General features: G+C 55.4%; 14 protein-coding genes. 9 read left to right on the forward strand and 5 right to left on the reverse strand.

The features are described 5' to 3' along the window. Positions 1-90: 90 nt before the first annotated feature. Complete coding sequence (locus A0251_RS14170; protein WP_062817501.1) at positions 91-1,410, reverse strand: hypothetical protein; 1,320 nt, start codon at positions 1,408-1,410, stop codon at positions 91-93. Between the two features lie 190 nt (positions 1,411-1,600). Here A0251_RS14170 and A0251_RS14175 point away from each other — a divergent pair, with 190 nt between their 5' ends. Then, positions 1,601-2,617: an AraC family transcriptional regulator gene (locus A0251_RS14175; RefSeq protein ID WP_062817502.1), complete on the forward strand. Its 1,017-nt coding sequence runs from the start codon at positions 1,601-1,603 to the stop codon at positions 2,615-2,617. A 15-nt stretch (positions 2,618-2,632) separates the two neighbouring features. Here A0251_RS14175 and A0251_RS14180 read toward each other — a convergent pair whose 3' ends face one another. Further along, entirely contained in the window at positions 2,633-3,538 is a 906-nt protein-coding gene (locus A0251_RS14180) for a LysR family transcriptional regulator (RefSeq protein WP_062817503.1), read from the reverse strand. Positions 3,539-3,638: 100 nt separating this feature from the next. Between A0251_RS14180 and A0251_RS14185 the strand changes: the two genes are divergently transcribed. From A0251_RS14185 to A0251_RS14205, 5 genes are all read left to right on the forward strand, one after another. Then, complete coding sequence (locus A0251_RS14185) at positions 3,639-4,505, forward strand: pirin family protein (protein ID WP_062817504.1); 867 nt, start codon at positions 3,639-3,641, stop codon at positions 4,503-4,505. A 54-nt stretch (positions 4,506-4,559) separates the two neighbouring features. Beyond that, on the forward strand, positions 4,560-5,186 hold the full coding sequence (ycaC, locus tag A0251_RS14190; RefSeq protein ID WP_062817505.1) for an isochorismate family cysteine hydrolase YcaC: 627 nt from the start codon (positions 4,560-4,562) through the stop codon (positions 5,184-5,186). Positions 5,187-5,247: 61 nt separating this feature from the next. After that, the gene (locus tag A0251_RS14195) at positions 5,248-6,423 is read left to right on the forward strand and encodes a low temperature requirement protein A (protein WP_062817506.1); all 1,176 of its coding nucleotides are present in this window, start codon (positions 5,248-5,250) and stop codon (positions 6,421-6,423) included. A gap of 163 nt (positions 6,424-6,586) precedes the next feature. Continuing rightward, positions 6,587-7,636 (forward strand): AraC family transcriptional regulator, encoded by a 1,050-nt coding sequence (locus A0251_RS14200; RefSeq protein ID WP_082810911.1) that lies wholly within the window; start codon positions 6,587-6,589, stop codon positions 7,634-7,636. A 235-nt stretch (positions 7,637-7,871) separates the two neighbouring features. Next, positions 7,872-10,133, forward strand: a complete 2,262-nt coding sequence (locus A0251_RS14205) for a hypothetical protein (protein ID WP_156478300.1) — start codon at positions 7,872-7,874, stop codon at positions 10,131-10,133. 34 nt (positions 10,134-10,167) lie between these two features. On the opposite strand, the gene A0251_RS14210 is transcribed toward A0251_RS14205, so the two are convergent. Continuing rightward, entirely contained in the window at positions 10,168-11,523 is a 1,356-nt protein-coding gene (locus tag A0251_RS14210) for a wax ester/triacylglycerol synthase family O-acyltransferase (RefSeq protein WP_062817509.1), read from the reverse strand. Further along, positions 11,520-12,560: an AraC family transcriptional regulator gene (locus A0251_RS14215; RefSeq protein WP_062817510.1), complete on the reverse strand. Its 1,041-nt coding sequence runs from the start codon at positions 12,558-12,560 to the stop codon at positions 11,520-11,522. The genes A0251_RS14210 and A0251_RS14215 overlap by 4 nt, the downstream gene beginning before the upstream one ends. Before the next feature lie 275 nt (positions 12,561-12,835). Here A0251_RS14215 and A0251_RS14220 point away from each other — a divergent pair, with 275 nt between their 5' ends. Further along, entirely contained in the window at positions 12,836-13,846 is a 1,011-nt protein-coding gene (locus A0251_RS14220; protein ID WP_062817511.1) for an alpha/beta fold hydrolase, read from the forward strand. Between the two features lie 36 nt (positions 13,847-13,882). Continuing rightward, positions 13,883-14,170, forward strand: a complete 288-nt coding sequence (locus A0251_RS14225) for a hypothetical protein (protein ID WP_156478301.1) — start codon at positions 13,883-13,885, stop codon at positions 14,168-14,170. A 115-nt stretch (positions 14,171-14,285) separates the two neighbouring features. Here the strand turns inward: A0251_RS14225 and A0251_RS14230 are convergent, their stop codons facing one another. Continuing rightward, complete coding sequence (locus A0251_RS14230) at positions 14,286-15,401, reverse strand: DUF1254 domain-containing protein (protein WP_082810912.1); 1,116 nt, start codon at positions 15,399-15,401, stop codon at positions 14,286-14,288. A gap of 281 nt (positions 15,402-15,682) precedes the next feature. On the opposite strand from A0251_RS14230, the gene mutS reads away from it, so the two are divergent. Beyond that, on the forward strand, positions 15,683-18,223 hold the full coding sequence (mutS, locus tag A0251_RS14235; protein WP_062817513.1) for a DNA mismatch repair protein MutS: 2,541 nt from the start codon (positions 15,683-15,685) through the stop codon (positions 18,221-18,223). Positions 18,224-18,306 lie beyond the last annotated feature (83 nt).

Raw genomic sequence — 18,306 nt, forward strand, 5'->3', positions numbered from 1 at the left:
GAATCGCGACAACCGCGCATCGCAGTTGCTCCGGCGTCCCAACGCAAAACGGCCCCGGGAAACGGGGCCGTTTTGCTGGCTCATGGGTTTTTATAATGCGTTATAGGCATCACAACCCAACGCTTCGAATTCTTCCGTTGTGAAATATTCGATGGAGGGAAGATACTCTCCCAGCACCTCCGCTTCATCACCGGGCTTTTGGGTATCCTGGATTGCCTGGTCGAAGCCATTCATGGGTTGCATGTTTCTGACAATCACCAGGGCATCATCCGCATGGTCTTCCCGGCCTTCCTCAATAGAAAAGCCATCGCCATTTTCAGGCCAGGGCAGGAAACCCACCCCACATTGCTCACTGGCATTTTCCGGTCTGTCTGCCTCTGTGCTGGTCACAATGGTGAACTTTCCATCAGGGTTAATGGTGATCTGCTCATCGTAGAGGCAGGCTTCTACCCGTTGCGAGTAGTATTCATTCTGGCAGATGGACCAGTAACGCAGCTGCGCCTCTGACGTATCGAAATACTCATCTCCTCCAAGCGTTTTCGGGGTTGCAGGAATCTTTCCGCGAATGACCACGACGGGCTTGATACTTTTGTCCAGGAAGCTGCTCATGTACTGATTATCAAGATTCGCATACCAGCCAACCTGACGGACCGGATCGGTATCGCAGAGATAGTAAAACCCACATTCGAAGCCCCACTGGAAGTTATAAATCGCCTGCCAGATAGGTGGCACTCGGGCCGGGTTGTTCTGTCTCGCCTGGGCATACGCCTCTTCCGGAACGCGCGGAATCTGCACCAGCTTTTGCTGGGCGTCGATTTGTTCACAGGCAGCGTCACCGGTATGCGTTACCCCATCAGCGGTTGTCACAGTAACCTCAGGTAATTCCACTCCACCCAGGATCCCCTTGCCTTCGTCGGGGACATAAATCCGATACATCAGGATGGACTTCCCCTCTTCCGCATTGTCATACAAGGTATTTTCGGCACGATCCTCCGGCACGCTCCCCGCAGCAACCTCAATCTGATAGCCACGATGCTGTCCCTGACGTGGATTGCCATTCACGAAGGGATTCACTGCGCCCTGTTCCGGCACGATATTGTTATCAGCGATCACATCCGCCGGAGAACCGTCACTGCGATAGCTGTTATAGGAAATATAGCGTGAATAGGGAAACTCCCCATCGAGCTTTAGTGTAGCCCCTTCCGGCAGTGAATATTCTGCGGTCCAGTAGGCGGCACCGGAATCCGGATAGGCAAAGTTTGCTGCCGGATTTTCCTTCACATAAGGGCCGTTCCAGAAGCAGGTACTGAGCCTGGGCTCAGCGGCAGTAACCGTTGAAGAGTCGCTGTTTTCTCCTCCACAAGCAGCCAGCCCGGTAACTAACATCACCATAGTGAATTTTTTTATCATTATGTCTTTCTCCTGTTGCGCACATTGATACACCCGGAGGCTGAGGTACCCGGGATCGACAAACTGAAAGCACTATTTCAGAAAGGACCGTTGACTTTCTTGACGAATCAAGACAGTTTTTTGACGTATCGCGACATAGCAATCAGTTGATCTGTATCCGGATCAATGTGGGTATTTTCAGGGAGACAGCATGGCCAACCTGATCAGGGCAACAAACTTGTGGGGCTATGATGAGCTGCTGATCCAGCGAGGCGAGGACCCTCTCCCTTTGCTTGCCAGGCATAATATTCCTGCTGCTGCGCAGCGTGATGACCAGTCTTTTCTGGTCTATCGCGACATGGCAGCGCTTTTCGAGGACACCGCGAAAACGTTGAATTTCCCGGAACTGGGTTTGCGGTTAGCAGAATTCCAGGGCATGGATATTCTCGGCCCCATTACCGTGATTGCCCGTAGCGCCCCAACGGTAGGCGATGCCTCATACAGTATCGCCCGCTATTTGCACCTCCATTGCCCGGCACTCAAGCTCAACTACATTCCAGGGATGTCGGGCAAACAAAGGACAGTCCACCTGAATTTCACGATTGAAGACGGCAACGGCCCCTATCAACTTCAGGCCTATGAGCTGAGTCTGGCCAATATGCGCCAGGTGATGACGCTGCTTTGTGGAGAAGATTTTCGACCACTGAGTGTCCATTTCATGCACGACCGGGCCAGTGACAAGACCATCTACGACTCGGTCTTCCAGTGCCCCAGCCACTTTCGTCAACCCTGGTGCGGCTTCGAATTACCCGAAGCTGCCTTTTCGCTACCGTTATCCAGTGCCGACCACCAGACCTGGCAGCTGGCCGAACACTACCTGGCCGCCCAGCAAGCGCCCAATCCGGTGTCCATGACCGAGAATGTGGTGCGACTGATCCACACATTGCTACCGATAAACCAGTGTCACAGTGAAGTCATTGCGGCGGAACTGTCGATGCACAAGCGCACCATGCAACGAAAGCTGAAAAGTGAAGGCACCACCTTCGAGGAAATTCTCAGTCAGGAACGACAAGCTCTAGCCACACGATACCTGGCTGATCCCAACATGCCTTTCAGCCAGATTGCGGGGTTGCTGGGCTACTCGGAGCAATCCGCCTTTAACCGCGCCTGCCGCGTCTGGTTTGGCAAAACACCGAGACAGTACCGTCTGGAACATGCCAGGGATTAACGCTTCCCCCCGGAATCATTCCTCATCAAAGGACTCATAGAATTCCACAAGACTGTCAATCAGGGTTCTCACCGCGGGGAGGACACCCCGTCGTGACGGGAACACCACATGGATAATATCCCGGTGTAACGCCCAGTGGGGCAGAACCCGCACCAACTCACCGCGCTCCAGTTGTCTTTGCACCGTCAGTATGGGCAGCTGCACCACCCCAACTCCCGCCATGGCCGCACGGCGCAGGGCAATCATGTCCGTGGTAACGAAACGAGGCTGGTGAAAAACACTGATCTGGCTGCCATCCTCGCCCCGCAACTCCCAGCGAAAATCCGGCCGCGGCGAACCCAGTCCCAGGCTGGGCCACAGCTCCAGTTCTCGTGGATGGCACGGCATACCGAATTGCGCTACCAGCTCCGGGCTGGCAACCAGGGCCAACCCCCTGTCGGATAACACCCGCAGTCGCAGATCGCTGTCCTGCAGCGGGGGTGGGCGCACCCGAATGGCCACGTCCACTCCTTCATTGATCAGGTCCACCCGGCGGTTGGTGGCCTCCAGATGGATGGTGATATGGGGGTATTTCCGCAGAAAGTCGGCCAGAAAAGGCCCGATATGCACATGCAACAGCGTGATCGGACAGGTTAACCGAATCACGCCACGGGGCTCCGCCCGGACGGCATCAATGGCTTCCTGGGCCGATTCGGCTTCGATCAGCATGGCATTGCAGTGCTCGTAGTACTGCCCACCAATTTCAGTGACTGAAAATTGACGGCTCGATCTGTTTAGCAAGCGAACGTCCAGACGCTCTTCCAGGGCGGCTACCCGCCGACTGAGCTTGGACTTGGGGACTCCAATGGCCCGCCCCGCCGGGGCAAAACCGCCGTATTCCACCACCTTGGCGAAATAATACAGGTCGTTAAGGTCTTCCATTTATCGTTCCAAAAATGCAACGCTGCATCACGATTTTGCCACCTATTAGCAGAAACGTTCCACCCCTATCATTCATAGCAGATTGATAAGGAGGCCGTCGATGAAAAAAATTCTGGGTGTCTATTCTGCGCCTCAACCCCACTGGGTCGGTGACGGTTTTCCGGTTCGCTCCCTGTTTTCCTATGAAAGTCACGGCAAGCAACTGAGCCCATTTCTGTTACTGGACTATGCCGGGCCTGCCCGCTTTCCCCCAGCGACCAAGCCTCGCGGTGTGGGTGAGCATCCCCATCGCGGCTTTGAAACCGTCACGATTGTCTACCAGGGCGAAGTGGCGCACCGGGATTCCACCGGTGAGGGTGGCGTGATCGGGCCCGGGGATGTGCAGTGGATGACTGCCGGTGCCGGCATTCTCCATGAGGAGTTTCATTCTCCGGCATTCACCTACCAGGGCGGACACCTGGAAATGATTCAGCTGTGGGTCAATCTGCCCGCCGCCGACAAGATGACACCGCCTTCGTATCAGGGGATTACCGGTGAACAGATTCCCGTGGCGCCCCTGGACGACGGCAAGGGCGAAATTCGGGTCATTGCCGGTGACTATCAAGGGCACAAGGGCCCAGCCAGGACCTTCTCTCCCATGCTGGTCTGGGATGTCACCGTGCAGGCTCATGCCAATGTGATCCTCGAGGTACCCGATGGCTGGAATACGGCTGTGATCGCCAGAAACGGGTGCTGTCTGATCAATGAACACGCTCGTGCCGCCGTCGGCCAGATGGTTGTGCTCAGCGCACAGGGTGACCAGGTGCAAATTCAGGCGGAGGCAGACAGCCAGCTTTTGCTGATCGCCGGCGAGCCACTGAACGAACCCATTGAAGGCTATGGCCCTTTTGTCATGAACACCAAGGAAGAAATTCGCCAGGCGATCCGGGATTTCCAACAGGGTGATTTCGGAAAGATGTCATCGTAACGATTTCAATTACGGGTAACGGGATCGTTACCCTCTACCACCAGGAGAAAGACTATGGGTAAGCAATACAATCGCCTCGACAAGGACAATGCGGCAGTGCTGCTGGTCGACCATCAGGCCGGTCTGCTGTCTCTGGTTCGCGACATTGATCCGGACAAGTTCAAGAACAACGTGTTGGCCCTGGCCGATCTGGCCAAGTACTTCAACCTGCCGACCATTCTCACTACCAGCTTTGAGACTGGCCCCAATGGTCCGCTGGTACCGGAGCTGAAAGAAATCTTCCCGGATGCGCCTTACATCGCGCGCCCGGGGCAGATCAACGCCTGGGATAACGAAGACTTCGTCAAGGCAGTAAAAGCCACTGGCAAGAAACAGCTGATCATTGCCGGTGTGGTCACCGAGGTGTGCGTGGCCTTCCCGGCACTGTCCGCCCTGGAGGAAGATTTCGAGGTCTTCATCGTCACTGACGCTTCGGGTACCTTCAATGCCATGACCCGTGACGCGGCCTGGGATCGCATGACGTCTGCCGGCGCCCAGCTGATGACCTGGTTCGGTACCGCCTGCGAACTCCATCGTGACTGGCGCAACGACATCGAAGGCCTGGGTGCGCTTTTCTCCAAGCACATTCCGGATTACCGTAATCTGATTACCAGCTACAGCACCCTGACTGAAGGGAAGTGATCCATCCGGCCCCGCCTGGCGGGGCCATCCCTGCCATATCAAGCATCCAACAGGAGCAGCCATGCACTCCCCGACACATGGGCTCTTTCGCCCCAAGGGCGATCATTCAGAACACAAGGTCTCTTTCTCCGAGCTGTTCTTTGATCTGGTCTTCGTCTACGCAATTACACAAAGTGCTCACCTGCTGATTGCCCATTTCACCCCTTACGGGGTCTACCAGGGTTTGCTGGTGATATTGGCCGTCTGGTGGGTGTGGGTCTTCACCACCTGGGTCACCAACTGGCTGGACCCGGAGACCGTTGCCGTTCGACTGATGCTCTTTGTATTGATGCTGCTGGGGATGGGCCTTTCCATTGCCATTCCCGATGCCTTTGGAAAACACGGCCTGTTGTTTGCACTTTGCTACGTTGCCATGCAAATCGGCCGTACCGTTTTTATTTGCCTTTGCAGCCGACAGCACCGACCGGAACTGCATCGCGGCTTTATCCGCATGACCATCTGGTTCGCTGTCTCGGGCGTTCTCTGGATAACCGGCGCCCTTCAGGAAGGCACAACCCGAACCGTCCTCTGGAGCCTGGCCCTGCTCATCGAGTATGCCTCCGCCTCCCTGTCCTTCGCGGTACCCGGACTCGGCCGCTCTGACACTAAGGAGTGGGATATCTCCGGCCCGCACATGGCGGAACGCTGCGGACTCTTGCTCATCATTGCCCTGGGGGAATCACTGCTGGTGACGGGCAATACCTTTTCGGGCGCGCACTGGGACCTGGCCACCTTCACGGCGTTTATCAGCGCCTTTGTGGCCACCGTGGCCATGTGGTGGATCTACTTCAGTCTCAGCGCAGAAAAAGCCAGCGAGGTTATCGCCAGCAGTGATAACCGTGGACACCTTGCCCGCGTGGTCTACACCTATGTGCATCTATTGTTGATTATTGCCATCGTGCTGGTGGCCGCTGCTGACGAGTTTGTTCTCGCCCATCCCCTTGGGCATACCGGTATCGGCACCATGGTCGCCATGATCGGAGGCACCGCCCTCTACCTTATCGCCAACATTCTGTTCAAGCGATTGGTGTTCAACGGCCAGCCGCTTTCCCATTATATTGGACTGGCACTTCTGGCTATGCTCTGCGTTGCCGCCTTCCATGTACCACCCGTCGCCGTCGCGGTAGCTACCACCCTGATTCTGGTCCTGGTGGCCATTCAGGAAACGGTGGTGGTGATGCGCAAAAATAGTCATTAAACGCGTTTCATTTTTGTTAATGACAGCTGTTTTGGCCTGAAATGTTTATTCGGGGGCCGATCAGGCCCCTGTAATCCCTGCGCTAACTGTCTATATTTCATGCAACCGTGTGTATTGCCACGGATTAACAAGAACGAATAAACGGCATTACTCCCTGACCCTCATGGCAGACAATAACCCCGTCTTCTCGCTACTTCCCGTTCAGGCCGGCCTGCTCCGACATCTGTCTCTCAGCTTGCCCGACATGGGTCTGGACCTGGACACCCTTCTCGAACGGGAGGGCTATACCAGCAGTCTATGGCTGGATAACCAGCAAGAAGTGCCGGCGCTGCTGCTGGAAAACCTGCTTAGTCATTGCCTGAACGAAACCGGGGATGAGTTATTCGGATTCCATCTTGCCCAACGGGTCAGGCCCGAGGGATTTGGTGTGCTGGGTTATATTCGTCAGGCTTGCCAGAATCTGCAGGATTTCATCCTTCTCTGCATCCGCTACGAGCATCTGCTCAGCGGCTTTGGCAAAACCGGGCTGCAGAAAGAACCGGGACGCTGCGTCTGGTCATGGTCCGCTTATACCCTGAATCCCACCTTCGAACGCCATGCGTCAGAATTCATCCTTGCAGCATTCAGTACTACCCGCAGCCTGCTCAAGGATCCCCAATGCCCCTGGCTCACCGAAGTGCGATTCACCCACTCGGCGCCACAAACGATGGCGGCAAGAAAGGAAGTAGAGGCTCATTTTGGTTGCCGTGTTCGGTACAACCAGAAACACAATGGGCTGGTCATGCCTGTTGAAACCCTGTCCCAGCCTTTCAATAGTGCGGACCCGGGCTTGATGCATTCGCTGGAGCAGCATGCCCAATCACTGGAAGCATCCCGCACCGTGAAGGGGTTCTACTATCGTGCCTACAAGATAACCCGGGAACAGATCCTGTCCAGGCAGGCGTCAAAGGAGAATCTCGCCAGCGCATTGGGCATCAGCAGTCGTCATCTTCACCGGCAGCTTTCCAGGGAAAATATCAATTATCGCGCTCTCCATGAGCAAGTCATGCTCACCCTGGCCATCGAATACCTTTCCACCAGTGACCGAACCATCGAAAACATTGCCATGGCCCTGGGTTATACCGAAAGCCAGTCATTCATTCGCTGGTTCAAGAAACAGACCGGGCAAACGCCCAGTCGTTATCGGGACATCTCGCTGTCGCGTAAACCCTGACGCCCCCGGCAAGGTTGGTGATGAATCACAAAGCGAGAACGCTGGTCGTGCCGGGTGCTGGTGTGAGTGACGGCACGGCAATCGACGATCAAAGGCATTAACCGCATGGTTACAATTTTCCGCATTCTTCCACCCCGATTCACTTCCTGATTCATGTACAAATTTATTGAGGGCCGTGACGTGAGCTGATCCTTCCCGTCCAGGCCTGCTCATGATCACCATCAAAAGGATAATAATGATGCGTTACCTGAAAGGATTGTCATTTCTTTCCACCGTGGCCCTGATTGCTGCGTGCGGTGGCGGTGGCAGTTCGTCCCCGGCGCCTGCCCCGAACAATAATCCGGCCCCGCCTCCCACTACGGACCCCCCCGAGCCGACCCCGCCGATCACCGGCATTTCCTGCGACCGTGACAGCTGGGTGGCGGGTACCGTGGAGCTTTGTGATGGCGCCCTGATCTATCGAGACTACATCTATGATGATTATGGCGCCGATGGAGGGCTGGTGGGGATTTCCCCTACAAACGGCATCGACCTGCTCAATCTCCTGACCCGGGCTGGTGGAATTGGTAGTCCAATCGCCACGACACCGGGTCTGCTTTCCCCCACCGCCGGCGATCAACGCTACCCGGCCGGCCTGGAAAACACCGCGGACCTGGCCAAATTGACACTACAGCTCGACGGAGATCAGATTCATGTCAGCTTCGAGCTGAATACGCTTTATGGCAGTGACGATGCCCTGGCGGCTCTGGCCATTGATACGGACAACGATCCTTCCACCGGCGGTGGCGACTGGGACGGCCTTGGCATTCGCAGCGATGGCTGGGACAAGCTCTATCGTTTCGAGCAAGGTGATCCGGTAAGCAATACCTTATCAGGGAGCATTCCGGCTCCCGACAGCCCCAGTTGGCGCATCCAGGCTGTGGTAGCCCAGGCCAACGGCACCGTTATGAATGTGGCCTTCCGAGGCCCACACGAACTGGCGAGAGCAGGCGCACTGCCGGAACAGATCCTGCCGGATGGAGGAAATTTCTGGGAAGACATCCAGGCCCGGGTACTCGCCAATGGTGATATCTCGGAGTTTGGTCATACCGTGGAACGTGCCGACCTGGAGAACCGGGCCCAGGTGGCACCTGCCGACGTGAAAGGCTTCCAGCAACGGGTCTATACCTCCGAGTACACCCTGCCCCCCGGCGAGGGGGTCTCTCTACGAGGAGTTCCCGGACGCCACGGCGACACCAATATTCCCTGTGAACAATATTTCCATTACCTCGGCCGCTATCAGCCCTATGGGTTTTATGTGCCTGAGGGCGATGGTCCCTTTGGTTTGCAAATGATCCTGCATGGCTGTGAAGCGAACCATGCCAGCCAGATCAATCAGCCAAATTTCCAGACCGCTTTCGCCGAAAATCAGAATCGCATCCTGGCTGCCCCCCTCGGACGCGGGCCACGGGGTTTCTTTTCCGATATTTCAGAGAGAGATGTTCGTGATGTACAAGCGGATGTAGAACGTCATTACCCGATTGACTCCGCAAAACGCATCATTAGTGGGTATTCCATGGGAGGCTATGGTGCCATGAGATTAGCGGCACTCTACCCGCAGGATTACGCCGCCGGCGTCAACTGGGTGGGCTTTACCGGCAGCCTGCTGAACCTGCCGCTGACCCATGAACTGATCAATGACGGCCAGATCCCTGTGGCAGGCAGTTTACTCGACAGCCTCATCAATAATATTCCCGTCGTTGGGGATCTGGTCAATCTGGAAGATCAGTTGTCCCTGGCGCTATCGCCGATTCATGAAATTCAGGAAGTCTCCAGCATCGGCGCGGTGGACAATGTCTATGATTATGTGAGCAATCTGCAACACATCCCCTTTGCCCATGTGTATAGCGGAGCCGACGAAATTGTCCATGTGACGACGGCTCTGGGGCTGGAAGAACAGTTGTTGAAGGGAGAGATGCCCTATCAGTTTTATCTGCATCCGGTGGCAGAGCACCTGACGTATATCCTGATCGACAAATGGAGCAAGGAAGCCCGTTACATCACGGACCGCACCCAACAGGAAAACCCGTCGAGAGTGACCTTCCGCTACGAACCGGAAAATGCCTATCCCGAATATGATATTGATCATAATCGCGCATACTGGCTGTCCGGGTTAGCCGGACGAAGCCAGGAGGCTGTAAAAGTCGACCTCACCACCCAGGCCTGCGGTGCCGAACAGTACGCCGTGGAGAAAAAGGTGCTCGAAGGCGGCACGGAAGTGTTGCCCTGGGTCGGCAGCCATCGGACATTGACGCTGACGGGAGAAGAGCCCGTCAATGCCAGCCTGACCGGAACGCTGGAAAACCTTCATCAGGGGACCATTGATGTCTTAGCCACTTGCCTGGAGCAGGGATTCGAATATGACATCATCAGCGACGGACCGGCCACACTCATGCTGAGTGACGGGCGCTCCATTGATCTAAGCCAGGGCCAGAACCAGGGCTATCTGGCGCAGTAAAAAACACCGGCGCCTCAGTCTCTGAGGCGCCGCATTACTCAAGCTCAGCCAGCCCCTCCTCCAGATACTGCAGAAATCTTTGCAAATGCGGCACTGTCCGCTGACAACCTATAAGACCGAATTCCAGATTCCCCGCATAGCTGGTTAACGTGATATTCAACGCCACACCGTCCATGACAATCGAGACCGGATAGATACCCTCAATGACGGCCCCGTTCCAATAACGAGGCTTATCAGCTCCAGGCACATTGGAAACGACCAAATTGAACGCCTGCCAGGCAGGGTTAATGCCCAAGGCCATATTCGTCCCATGGGCTGTCATTATTGCTGAGGTATAGGCCATGCTCTCAGCCTGATTCATCCTGGAAAACCGCTCTTTACTGTTATTCACAGACCCCTGAATCGATTTCAACCGATCCATAGGGCTCTCAAGATGGGTGCCGAGATCTGCCAGAATGACTGCGACCTGATTGCCCCCCTCAGAGTCGTCCTTGCGTAACGACATGGGCACCATGGTCACCAGGGGCTTTTCGGGCAAGGCATCTATATCAATGAGATATCGGCGCAGTGCGGCACTACACATGGAAAGCACAATATCATTCAATGTTGCTCCATGACGCTTTCCCACTGCGCGGATACGATCCATCGACCATGACTGCGCGGCGAAACGACGACTGCCAGATATACGCTGATTGAAGATAGTACGGGGAGCCTGAAAGATGGAAACATAATCCTTGTCTTTATTGCGTCGACGGATCGAATTGGCTACCTCTGAAACAACCTTGCCCGCTGAAGTTGCCATTTTTTTGGCGCCTTGAGCCTGTTGAATAAGCTGACGAACCGGATCCAGCGCCAATTCATCCTGATCCTGCTTGCTTCTCTGTTTTTTCGGCAAGGCCCAAACAGGGATGATTGTCTCATCAGGGTCAGCAGTAGTTCCCCGCTCAAGAAGTCGCATGGCTGACACGCCATCCACCAGGGCATGATGAATCTTGCTATAAACGGCAACGCGTCCTCCTTCGACTCCCTCAATGACATACACCTCCCAAAGCGGCTTATGGCGATCAAGCAATGCACTATGCAATTTTGAAATCAATGCCAGCAGTTCACGAATTCGGCCAGGTTTTGGCAATGCCAGGTGATAAACATGCGACTCCAGGTCAAAGTCCTCATCCTCTGTCCAGAATTGGAAACCACCACGCGTGACTAATCGCTGATTGAATGGCGGAGTTGGAACCTTATACCCCATAACATGACCAACAAGGTCTTGAACGAATGAGGGGCCAGCATCTTCAGGGGGCTTAGCGAGGAAAAGACCGCCAACATGCATGGGCTGGTTACGGCGCTCAAGCAATAAAAACACCAGATCCATCGGATTGACAGGCTTCATTTCTCTCTCCTTGCAGCAGGCTGGTTCAATGATTTTTTATATTGTGAGGGGGATATGCCTGTCCAATGCCGAAAGCGCCGCTGAAAAGCCCTAACATCAGCAAAACCCAGCATGGATGCCACATCCTTGATTTTGTAATGAGGTTGGGCCAGATATTCATGGGCAAGCTGGCTTCGAATCGAGTCCACCAACTGCTGCCACGTTACCCCCGCTTCAGAGAGTCGGCGGTCTAACGTCCTGGAAGAAACCCCCAGCCTTTCTGCAACACTCTCTCTCCGAGGTGGAGCACTACACATCAAATCCTCTATGTGAAGTTTTATCTTCCCAATAACATCCTGCTGCTTTTTTTGAGCTTCAAGCTGCTCATCGGCGAGCTTCCTGGCCATTTCAAGACTGTATTTTCCATAATCATGTAATCGTAACTCCGCTTTCTTCCTGGCAATGATGGCACCATTAAAACTGGCACCAAAATGAATGGGAGAGATGAAAAAATCCCGAATCTCTTTCTCGGATTTTTTCGAAGGGGAGTTGTGCTCAAAGAATATTTTTTCCGGGTACAGTGACTTGTTATGGAACCGGAAAGCCTGAAACAGCAAAGCCCCAACAGCCTCGATCCAGTGACGCCTTACCACATGATTACGGTAGGCCAGCAAGCCGAGGAAGATCTTGTCGTCCCCACTATCTCTGAAGTCAAGCCCACCAGCAGAGCCGACGACCAGAGGAGAATATTGAATAGCCAAACGGACCGCATCTTCAACACTCTCGGCGCTCATGATCAGCATTGACAGCGAACCATAAAGTGCCGGCATGATTTGCTGGCCAATATGGAGACCGAACAACTCATCCCCGGAAGCCAGAATCAACTCAAGCAGGTAGTTTTCAAAAAGGGGCAAAGGTATTTCACTGGAAGGTTCAAGAGCCTGTACCGGATCAATGCGACACGTTTTCATGATATCAAAGGCAGGAACACCCAGCCTTTCTGCACCGTAAGCCCACTGAGCTAGCGCCACGCCTCTTAAAAATGGCTCTTCTGACATAAAAATCCTGAAGCTATTTTTTCTTATAAATTAGTAACATAAAAAAACAAAAAACAATGTCGTCTTTTTATTAACCAACGAGGGTTTTCATGAAAAGTATACATCAGCCACACCCACCAACAACGTTGGCATAGCGGCTTTTCGAGACACAAAAGGAACCCATCTTGCCTCTGACATAAAAAATTACAGATCCACCAATGAATTGCTTTACTCTAAGACGCCTAATAATCCTCGAAATTTAAAAATACTCATAAAACAAGAACTTGGTTTATTTTATGGTTAAAGACGTTCTTTCAGCTTTTGGCCAGAAAGTTGATATATGGAAGCATTCCGCACTCTCATCATCATCGCCATTACCCGAATTTTATATTGCCTATCCCGGCGTCAATCATACTCGCATCATTAAAACCCCGGACGGTCTGAATCTATATGGGCAATGGTGGGAGCCTCAGCGTAATACGCCGACCGCTATCGTCCTGCTACTTCATGGCACCGCGGCCCATGCCGGCGTCTATGCCCCCTGGGCCATGCACCTGGTAGAAAATGGCTATGCGGTTTTCGCCTATGACATGCGAGGCTGGGGCCAATCACAGGGATTTGGTCGTGCCGGATTTACCTGCTCCGTGGATGATTATGTCAACGACGTCGACCTGGCCCTGGAAGAAGTAACAGAAAGGTATCCTGGCGTCCCTGTTTACCTGCAAGGGGAATCATTGGGTGCCAGCGTCGCATTACAATGGAGTATTCGTGGCGGCGAGAACGCGGCTGGGCTGATTCTCAACGCCCCTCCGGTCATTGTTAATTTAAGGGCCGCTCCCTTTCCCGTACCTGACTGGTTATCTAACTTCCTGGTCTGGAATGCCGGCCTGGTGGGGCGCATCGCCCCAAACGCACCGGTTTACCCCCTGAATGGGCTGGCCGGAAGCTGGATATGGAACAAGGCGATTTTTGATTCTCTGGTCAGGTCACAGGTGGCCGTGGAAGTCAATGTTACCCGGTCCAGTATTGCCGCCAGTTATATCACCAATCTGCAAAAACTGTCGTCCAGCATCCGAAAGAACGTTGACAAGATAAAACTGCCAATGATTGTTCTTCAGGGAAGCAACGATCATCTCGTATCCGCCAAAGCCGCCGAACACCTCACTAAAAAGGCAACATCCAGCCCTCACCGTCAGTGGCACCTTTACCCAGGAAGATCCCACTGCGCACTTCACGACACCAACAAAGAGGATGTATGGCGAGACATCATAAGCTGGCTCGGGACCATGACTTCAATTAACCATTGATAAACTGACACACGGTACAATTCAATGACTATAAAAATGACTGACTTTTCTTATTTCAAGCTGACTTTCCCTTTTAACGCTTCTACAGGGAAGTCACTGAACTCCCAAAAAACCGAAATCCGTGAAGACATGTCCGGTCTCCTGAAGAATCTCAATCTGAGATTGTCCACACGTAGCCAACGCTCCCTGGCCAAGGCAATGGAGCAAGCAGCGCAGTTCTTCGCAACAGAAGAAAAATCGTTTTCGGTGAGAGTGGCACATCAAATGCGGGGGGACGAGCTAGTACCGATTGTGTACATGCAGTGCGAGGAGCAAAGAGACTGAACGCCTCAGAGAGGGCAACACCCGAGGAACGACGTTATCACTCCGACAACAGGGCCTGTTCAGCCCCTCATCGCGACAATGCCCGGCGCCTCATACTGAGACGCCGGGATCATACTTACTGACCCTCACTGACCAGAACCGCCTCCGGGAATTGCCACTCCCCCTTGAGGATACTGTCATCTGGCCGATACAAGCGGACCATATAATTCCACCCCTCTACCACTGGAAGGCAATTGGGAACCGCATCCCCACAGTCGCCAAACTGGATAACCATTTCACCGGAATCATTCTTGACTCCGGTCACACTGTTCACTGTGTAGGCATTCTGATCATTGGGCTCGTAATAACCCTCACGGTTGTAAACGCTGATTGACCAGAAGGCCTCCACAGGCACCTCTTTCACCGTGAGCTGGTAAACACTTTTCCCGTCATTCTGTTCCGGGTTCACATTCAGATAAATGGCATCCTTGTCAGGATTCAGTCCCCAACCAGCCGCTGAGGCAATCAGACGACGAACCGCATCGACGTCCTCTGGGCCAGCGCCTGCGGAGTAGCGCATATCTGGAAGGGATCCTGCCAGCTGCAGCAGGGCGGCTCGCACTTTTGCCTGGCTAGCCTGATCCCATGAGGGAATATCAAACTTTCCCGGGCCTCCGGGCTGACTGACAACAATGGCATCCTGAAGCGCTCTTGCCGCTTTCATGTCTGCTTCATCATTGGGGTTAGCCAGTGTCCGGATAGCCACCATGCCATAGCGGGTTCCGACCCGCTCTCGCGATAAAACATAGTCGCCAGCCTCGTAGCCCACCAGAGGGTTATAATGATCCTGATTGATCACCAGCATGGACATGAAGCGCCCTTGGGAATCCGGTAGCGTCACCGTCACCGGCCCGGCATCGAAATCAAACACGGCCGCCGAATAGATAGTGTCCCGGTTCAACCGAATCACGAGCTGGTTATCAACCGGTGCCACATCCCTGGTGTGCTTAAACTTCCCAAAGGCGCCATCCGCCACTTGGCCAGCCAGATACAGGTCAGATTCAGCGCGAATGAAATTGTCCGGCGTTACCACGATGCTGCCATCCGTCGTACGCTGCCAAAACTTCTCAGAGCCCAGATCCGGTACAGTAGAGGCAGAGGTTTTTGTTGCTTCCTTTTCTGGCGTCTGCTGACCACAACCTGCTATTAACAGCATCATTGCCGATGCAAAAAACAGATTTTTCCGTTTCATAAAACCTCCTAATTTCGATTCAAGACGCTCACTGCCCTGTTTCTTCAGGTAATACCATCAATAAATTCGCACCAGCGAGACCTTTCCATAGGGAAAACATCACTTTTACCACGAATATCCAAGCAAAACTCGGTGAACAATCATCGTTCACTCGACTTAATCGATGACACGCATAACCTGGCCCCGATAATTCCTGCTGCCAATTTTTATATCATGCCTGCTTTCACTTTTAGTATCTCCTTGGAGGAATCGTGAGCGAGAATTTGAGCCAACATACGCCGATGATGCAGCAATACCTGGCGATCAAGGCCGAACACCCGGATCAGCTGGTGTTCTACCGCATGGGGGATTTCTACGAGTTGTTCTTTGGCGATGCCCAGAAGGCCGCGCGGTTGCTGGACATTACCCTGACGCAGCGGGGCCAGAGTGCCGGCAAGCCAATTCCCATGGCCGGGATTCCCTACCATGCCGCCGAGAACTACCTGGCCAGGCTGGTGAAGCTGGGGGAGTCCGTGGCCATTGCCGAGCAGATCGGTGATCCGGCGCTGGCCAAGGGGCCGGTGGAGCGCAAGGTGGTGCGCATTGTCACGCCGGGCACGGTCAGCGATGAGGCCCTGCTGGAAGAGCGCCGCGACAACCTGCTTTGTGCCGTCTATGAGGACAAGGGCCAGTATGGCTGCGCCAGCCTGGATGTGGCGGCCGGACGCTTTGTAGTGACCCAGGTGGAAGGCGGCGAACAGCTGCAGGCGCTGCTGGAGCGCTGGTCACCGGCGGAGCTGCTCTATAGTGAAGACAAGTCTCTGCCCGGCCGCTGGGGCGAAAAACCCGGCAGCCGTAAACGCCCGGACTGGGAGTTTGATGGAGAGTCAGCCCGCCGCCAGTTGTGTCAGCAGTTCCAGGTGCAGGACCTGGCCGGCTTCGGCGAACCGACGCCGGTGGCCGTGGCCGCTGCGGGCGCGCTGCTCGGTTATGCCAAGGAAACCCAGCGCGGTGAATTGCCCCATGTGACCGGACTGGTGGTGGAAAGCTTCGATGACACCGTGGCCATGGACGCCGCCACCCGCCGGAATCTGGAATTGACCGAAACCCTGGATGGCCAGGAGCAGCACACCCTGGCCTGGGTCCTGGACAGCACCAAGACCGCCATGGGCGCCCGCCAGCTGAAACGCTGGGTGCATCAGCCGCTACGCAACCGCACCACCCTCAATCAGCGCCAGGACCAGATCGACGCGTTGCGCCAGGGCTGGTGTTTCGAGTCCACCCGCGATGTGCTCAACGACATCGGCGACATGGAACGGATTCTCGGCCGGGTGGCCCTGCGCTCGGCGCGGCCCCGGGATCTGACTCGCCTGCATGCCAGCCTCAAGGCCATGCCGGCCCTGATCGGCACCCTGCCCGCTTCCGATGCCTTCTATGAACTGATCGAGCGCATCGGCCAGTTCCCGGAGCAGGTGGACCTCCTCGGCCGGGCTGTCATCGAGAACCCGCCCATGCTGATCCGCGATGGCGGCGTGATTGCCCCCGGATACAGCGAGGAACTGGACGAGCTGCGCTCCATCAGCGAGAACGCCGGTCAGGTGCTGGTGGACATTGAAACCCGCGAGCGTGAGCGCACCGGCTTCTCCACCCTGCGGGTGAAGTACAACAAGGTCCACGGCTATTACATCGAGTTGTCCCGGCGGGAGGCCGATGATGCGCCGGTGGATTACCAGCGCCGCCAGACCCTGAAGAATGCCGAGCGCTTTATCACCCCGGAGCTGAAGGAATTCGAGGACAAGGCCCTGTCTGCCTCCAGCAAGGCGCTGACCCTGGAAAAGCGTCTGTATGAGGAGCTGCTGGAAAAAGTGGCCGCCGACCTGCACCCCCTGCAACGCTGCGCCGCTGCCGTGGCTGAACTGGATGTGCTGGCCGCCCTGGCAGAACGCGCCGAGGCATTGAACTGGGTACGCCCGCAACTGGTGGACGAGGAAGCCATCATCGAGATTGTCGATGGCCGCCACCCGGTGGTGGAGCAGGTGCTGGATGACGCCTTCGTGCCCAACAGCCTGCATCTGGACGATGCCCGCCGCATGGTGATCATCACCGGCCCGAACATGGGCGGTAAATCCACCTACATGCGCCAAACCGCGCTGATTGCCCTGCTCGCCCACCTGGGCAGCTGTGTGCCTGCGGCCAGTGCCCGCATCGGCAACCTGGACCGGATCTTTACCCGTATCGGTTCGTCCGATGACCTGGCCGGTGGCCGTTCCACCTTCATGGTGGAGATGTCGGAAACCGCCAACATCCTCAACAACGCCACCGCCCAGAGCCTGGTGTTGATGGACGAGATCGGCCGCGGCACCAGCACCTTCGATGGCCTGAGCCTGGCCTGGGCGGCGGCGGAACATCTGGCCCGCAATCTCAAGGCCTTTACCCTGTTCGCCACCCACTACTTCGAGCTGACCCAGCTGCCCGCGCAGTTGCCGGGCATCTACAACGCCCATCTCACCGCCAGCGAACACGACAACCGCATCGTGTTCCTGCACCGGGTACAGGAGGGCCCGGCCAGCCGCAGCTATGGTCTCCAAGTGGCACAGCTGGCCGGGGTGCCGCAAAGTGTGATTCAGCAGGCCGGGGAAAAGCTTCGCGAGCTGGAGGCAGGCAAACCGCTGGCAGCCGCTGATCGCTCAACACCGCCAGCCACACCGTCACCGGCTCCCGCCCAGGCCAGTCTGTTCGCCGAGCCCAGCGCCGTGGAGCACGCCCTCAAGGAACTGGACCCGGATGATCTGACCCCGAAGCAGGCGCTGGAGGCACTGTATAAGCTGAGAGGGCTGCTGTAGCGTTGCCTGCGCGCGCCCCGCGGGAGGCGGCGCGATAGGCCAGTCGCGAGTTTCGAGTTACGAGAAGCGAAAATCGTCAAGCT

This window comes from Alcanivorax sp. NBRC 102024 (assembly GCF_001602235.1).
Lineage (GTDB): Bacteria > Pseudomonadota > Gammaproteobacteria > Pseudomonadales > Alcanivoracaceae > Alcanivorax.

Excerpts from the sequence above, each read along its gene's own strand:
- A0251_RS14175 (WP_062817502.1), top strand. The coding sequence starts at position 1,601 with ATGGCCAACCTGATCAGGGCAACAAACTTGTGGGGCTATGATGAGCTG.
- A0251_RS14200 (WP_082810911.1), top strand. The coding sequence starts at position 6,587 with ATGGCAGACAATAACCCCGTCTTCTCGCTACTTCCCGTTCAGGCCGGC.
- A0251_RS14225 (WP_156478301.1), top strand. The coding sequence starts at position 13,883 with ATGACTGACTTTTCTTATTTCAAGCTGACTTTCCCTTTTAACGCTTCT.
- A0251_RS14230 (WP_082810912.1), bottom strand. The coding sequence starts at position 15,401 with ATGAAACGGAAAAATCTGTTTTTTGCATCGGCAATGATGCTGTTAATA.
- A0251_RS14220 (WP_062817511.1), top strand. The coding sequence starts at position 12,836 with ATGGTTAAAGACGTTCTTTCAGCTTTTGGCCAGAAAGTTGATATATGG.
- A0251_RS14205 (WP_156478300.1), top strand. The coding sequence starts at position 7,872 with ATGATGCGTTACCTGAAAGGATTGTCATTTCTTTCCACCGTGGCCCTG.
- A0251_RS14180 (WP_062817503.1), bottom strand. The coding sequence starts at position 3,538 with ATGGAAGACCTTAACGACCTGTATTATTTCGCCAAGGTGGTGGAATAC.
- A0251_RS14210 (WP_062817509.1), bottom strand. The coding sequence starts at position 11,523 with ATGAAGCCTGTCAATCCGATGGATCTGGTGTTTTTATTGCTTGAGCGC.
- mutS (WP_062817513.1), top strand. The coding sequence starts at position 15,683 with ATGATGCAGCAATACCTGGCGATCAAGGCCGAACACCCGGATCAGCTG.
- A0251_RS14195 (WP_062817506.1), top strand. The coding sequence starts at position 5,248 with ATGCACTCCCCGACACATGGGCTCTTTCGCCCCAAGGGCGATCATTCA.
- A0251_RS14185 (WP_062817504.1), top strand. The coding sequence starts at position 3,639 with ATGAAAAAAATTCTGGGTGTCTATTCTGCGCCTCAACCCCACTGGGTC.
- ycaC (WP_062817505.1), top strand. The coding sequence starts at position 4,560 with ATGGGTAAGCAATACAATCGCCTCGACAAGGACAATGCGGCAGTGCTG.
- A0251_RS14215 (WP_062817510.1), bottom strand. The coding sequence starts at position 12,560 with ATGTCAGAAGAGCCATTTTTAAGAGGCGTGGCGCTAGCTCAGTGGGCT.
- A0251_RS14170 (WP_062817501.1), bottom strand. The coding sequence starts at position 1,410 with ATGATAAAAAAATTCACTATGGTGATGTTAGTTACCGGGCTGGCTGCT.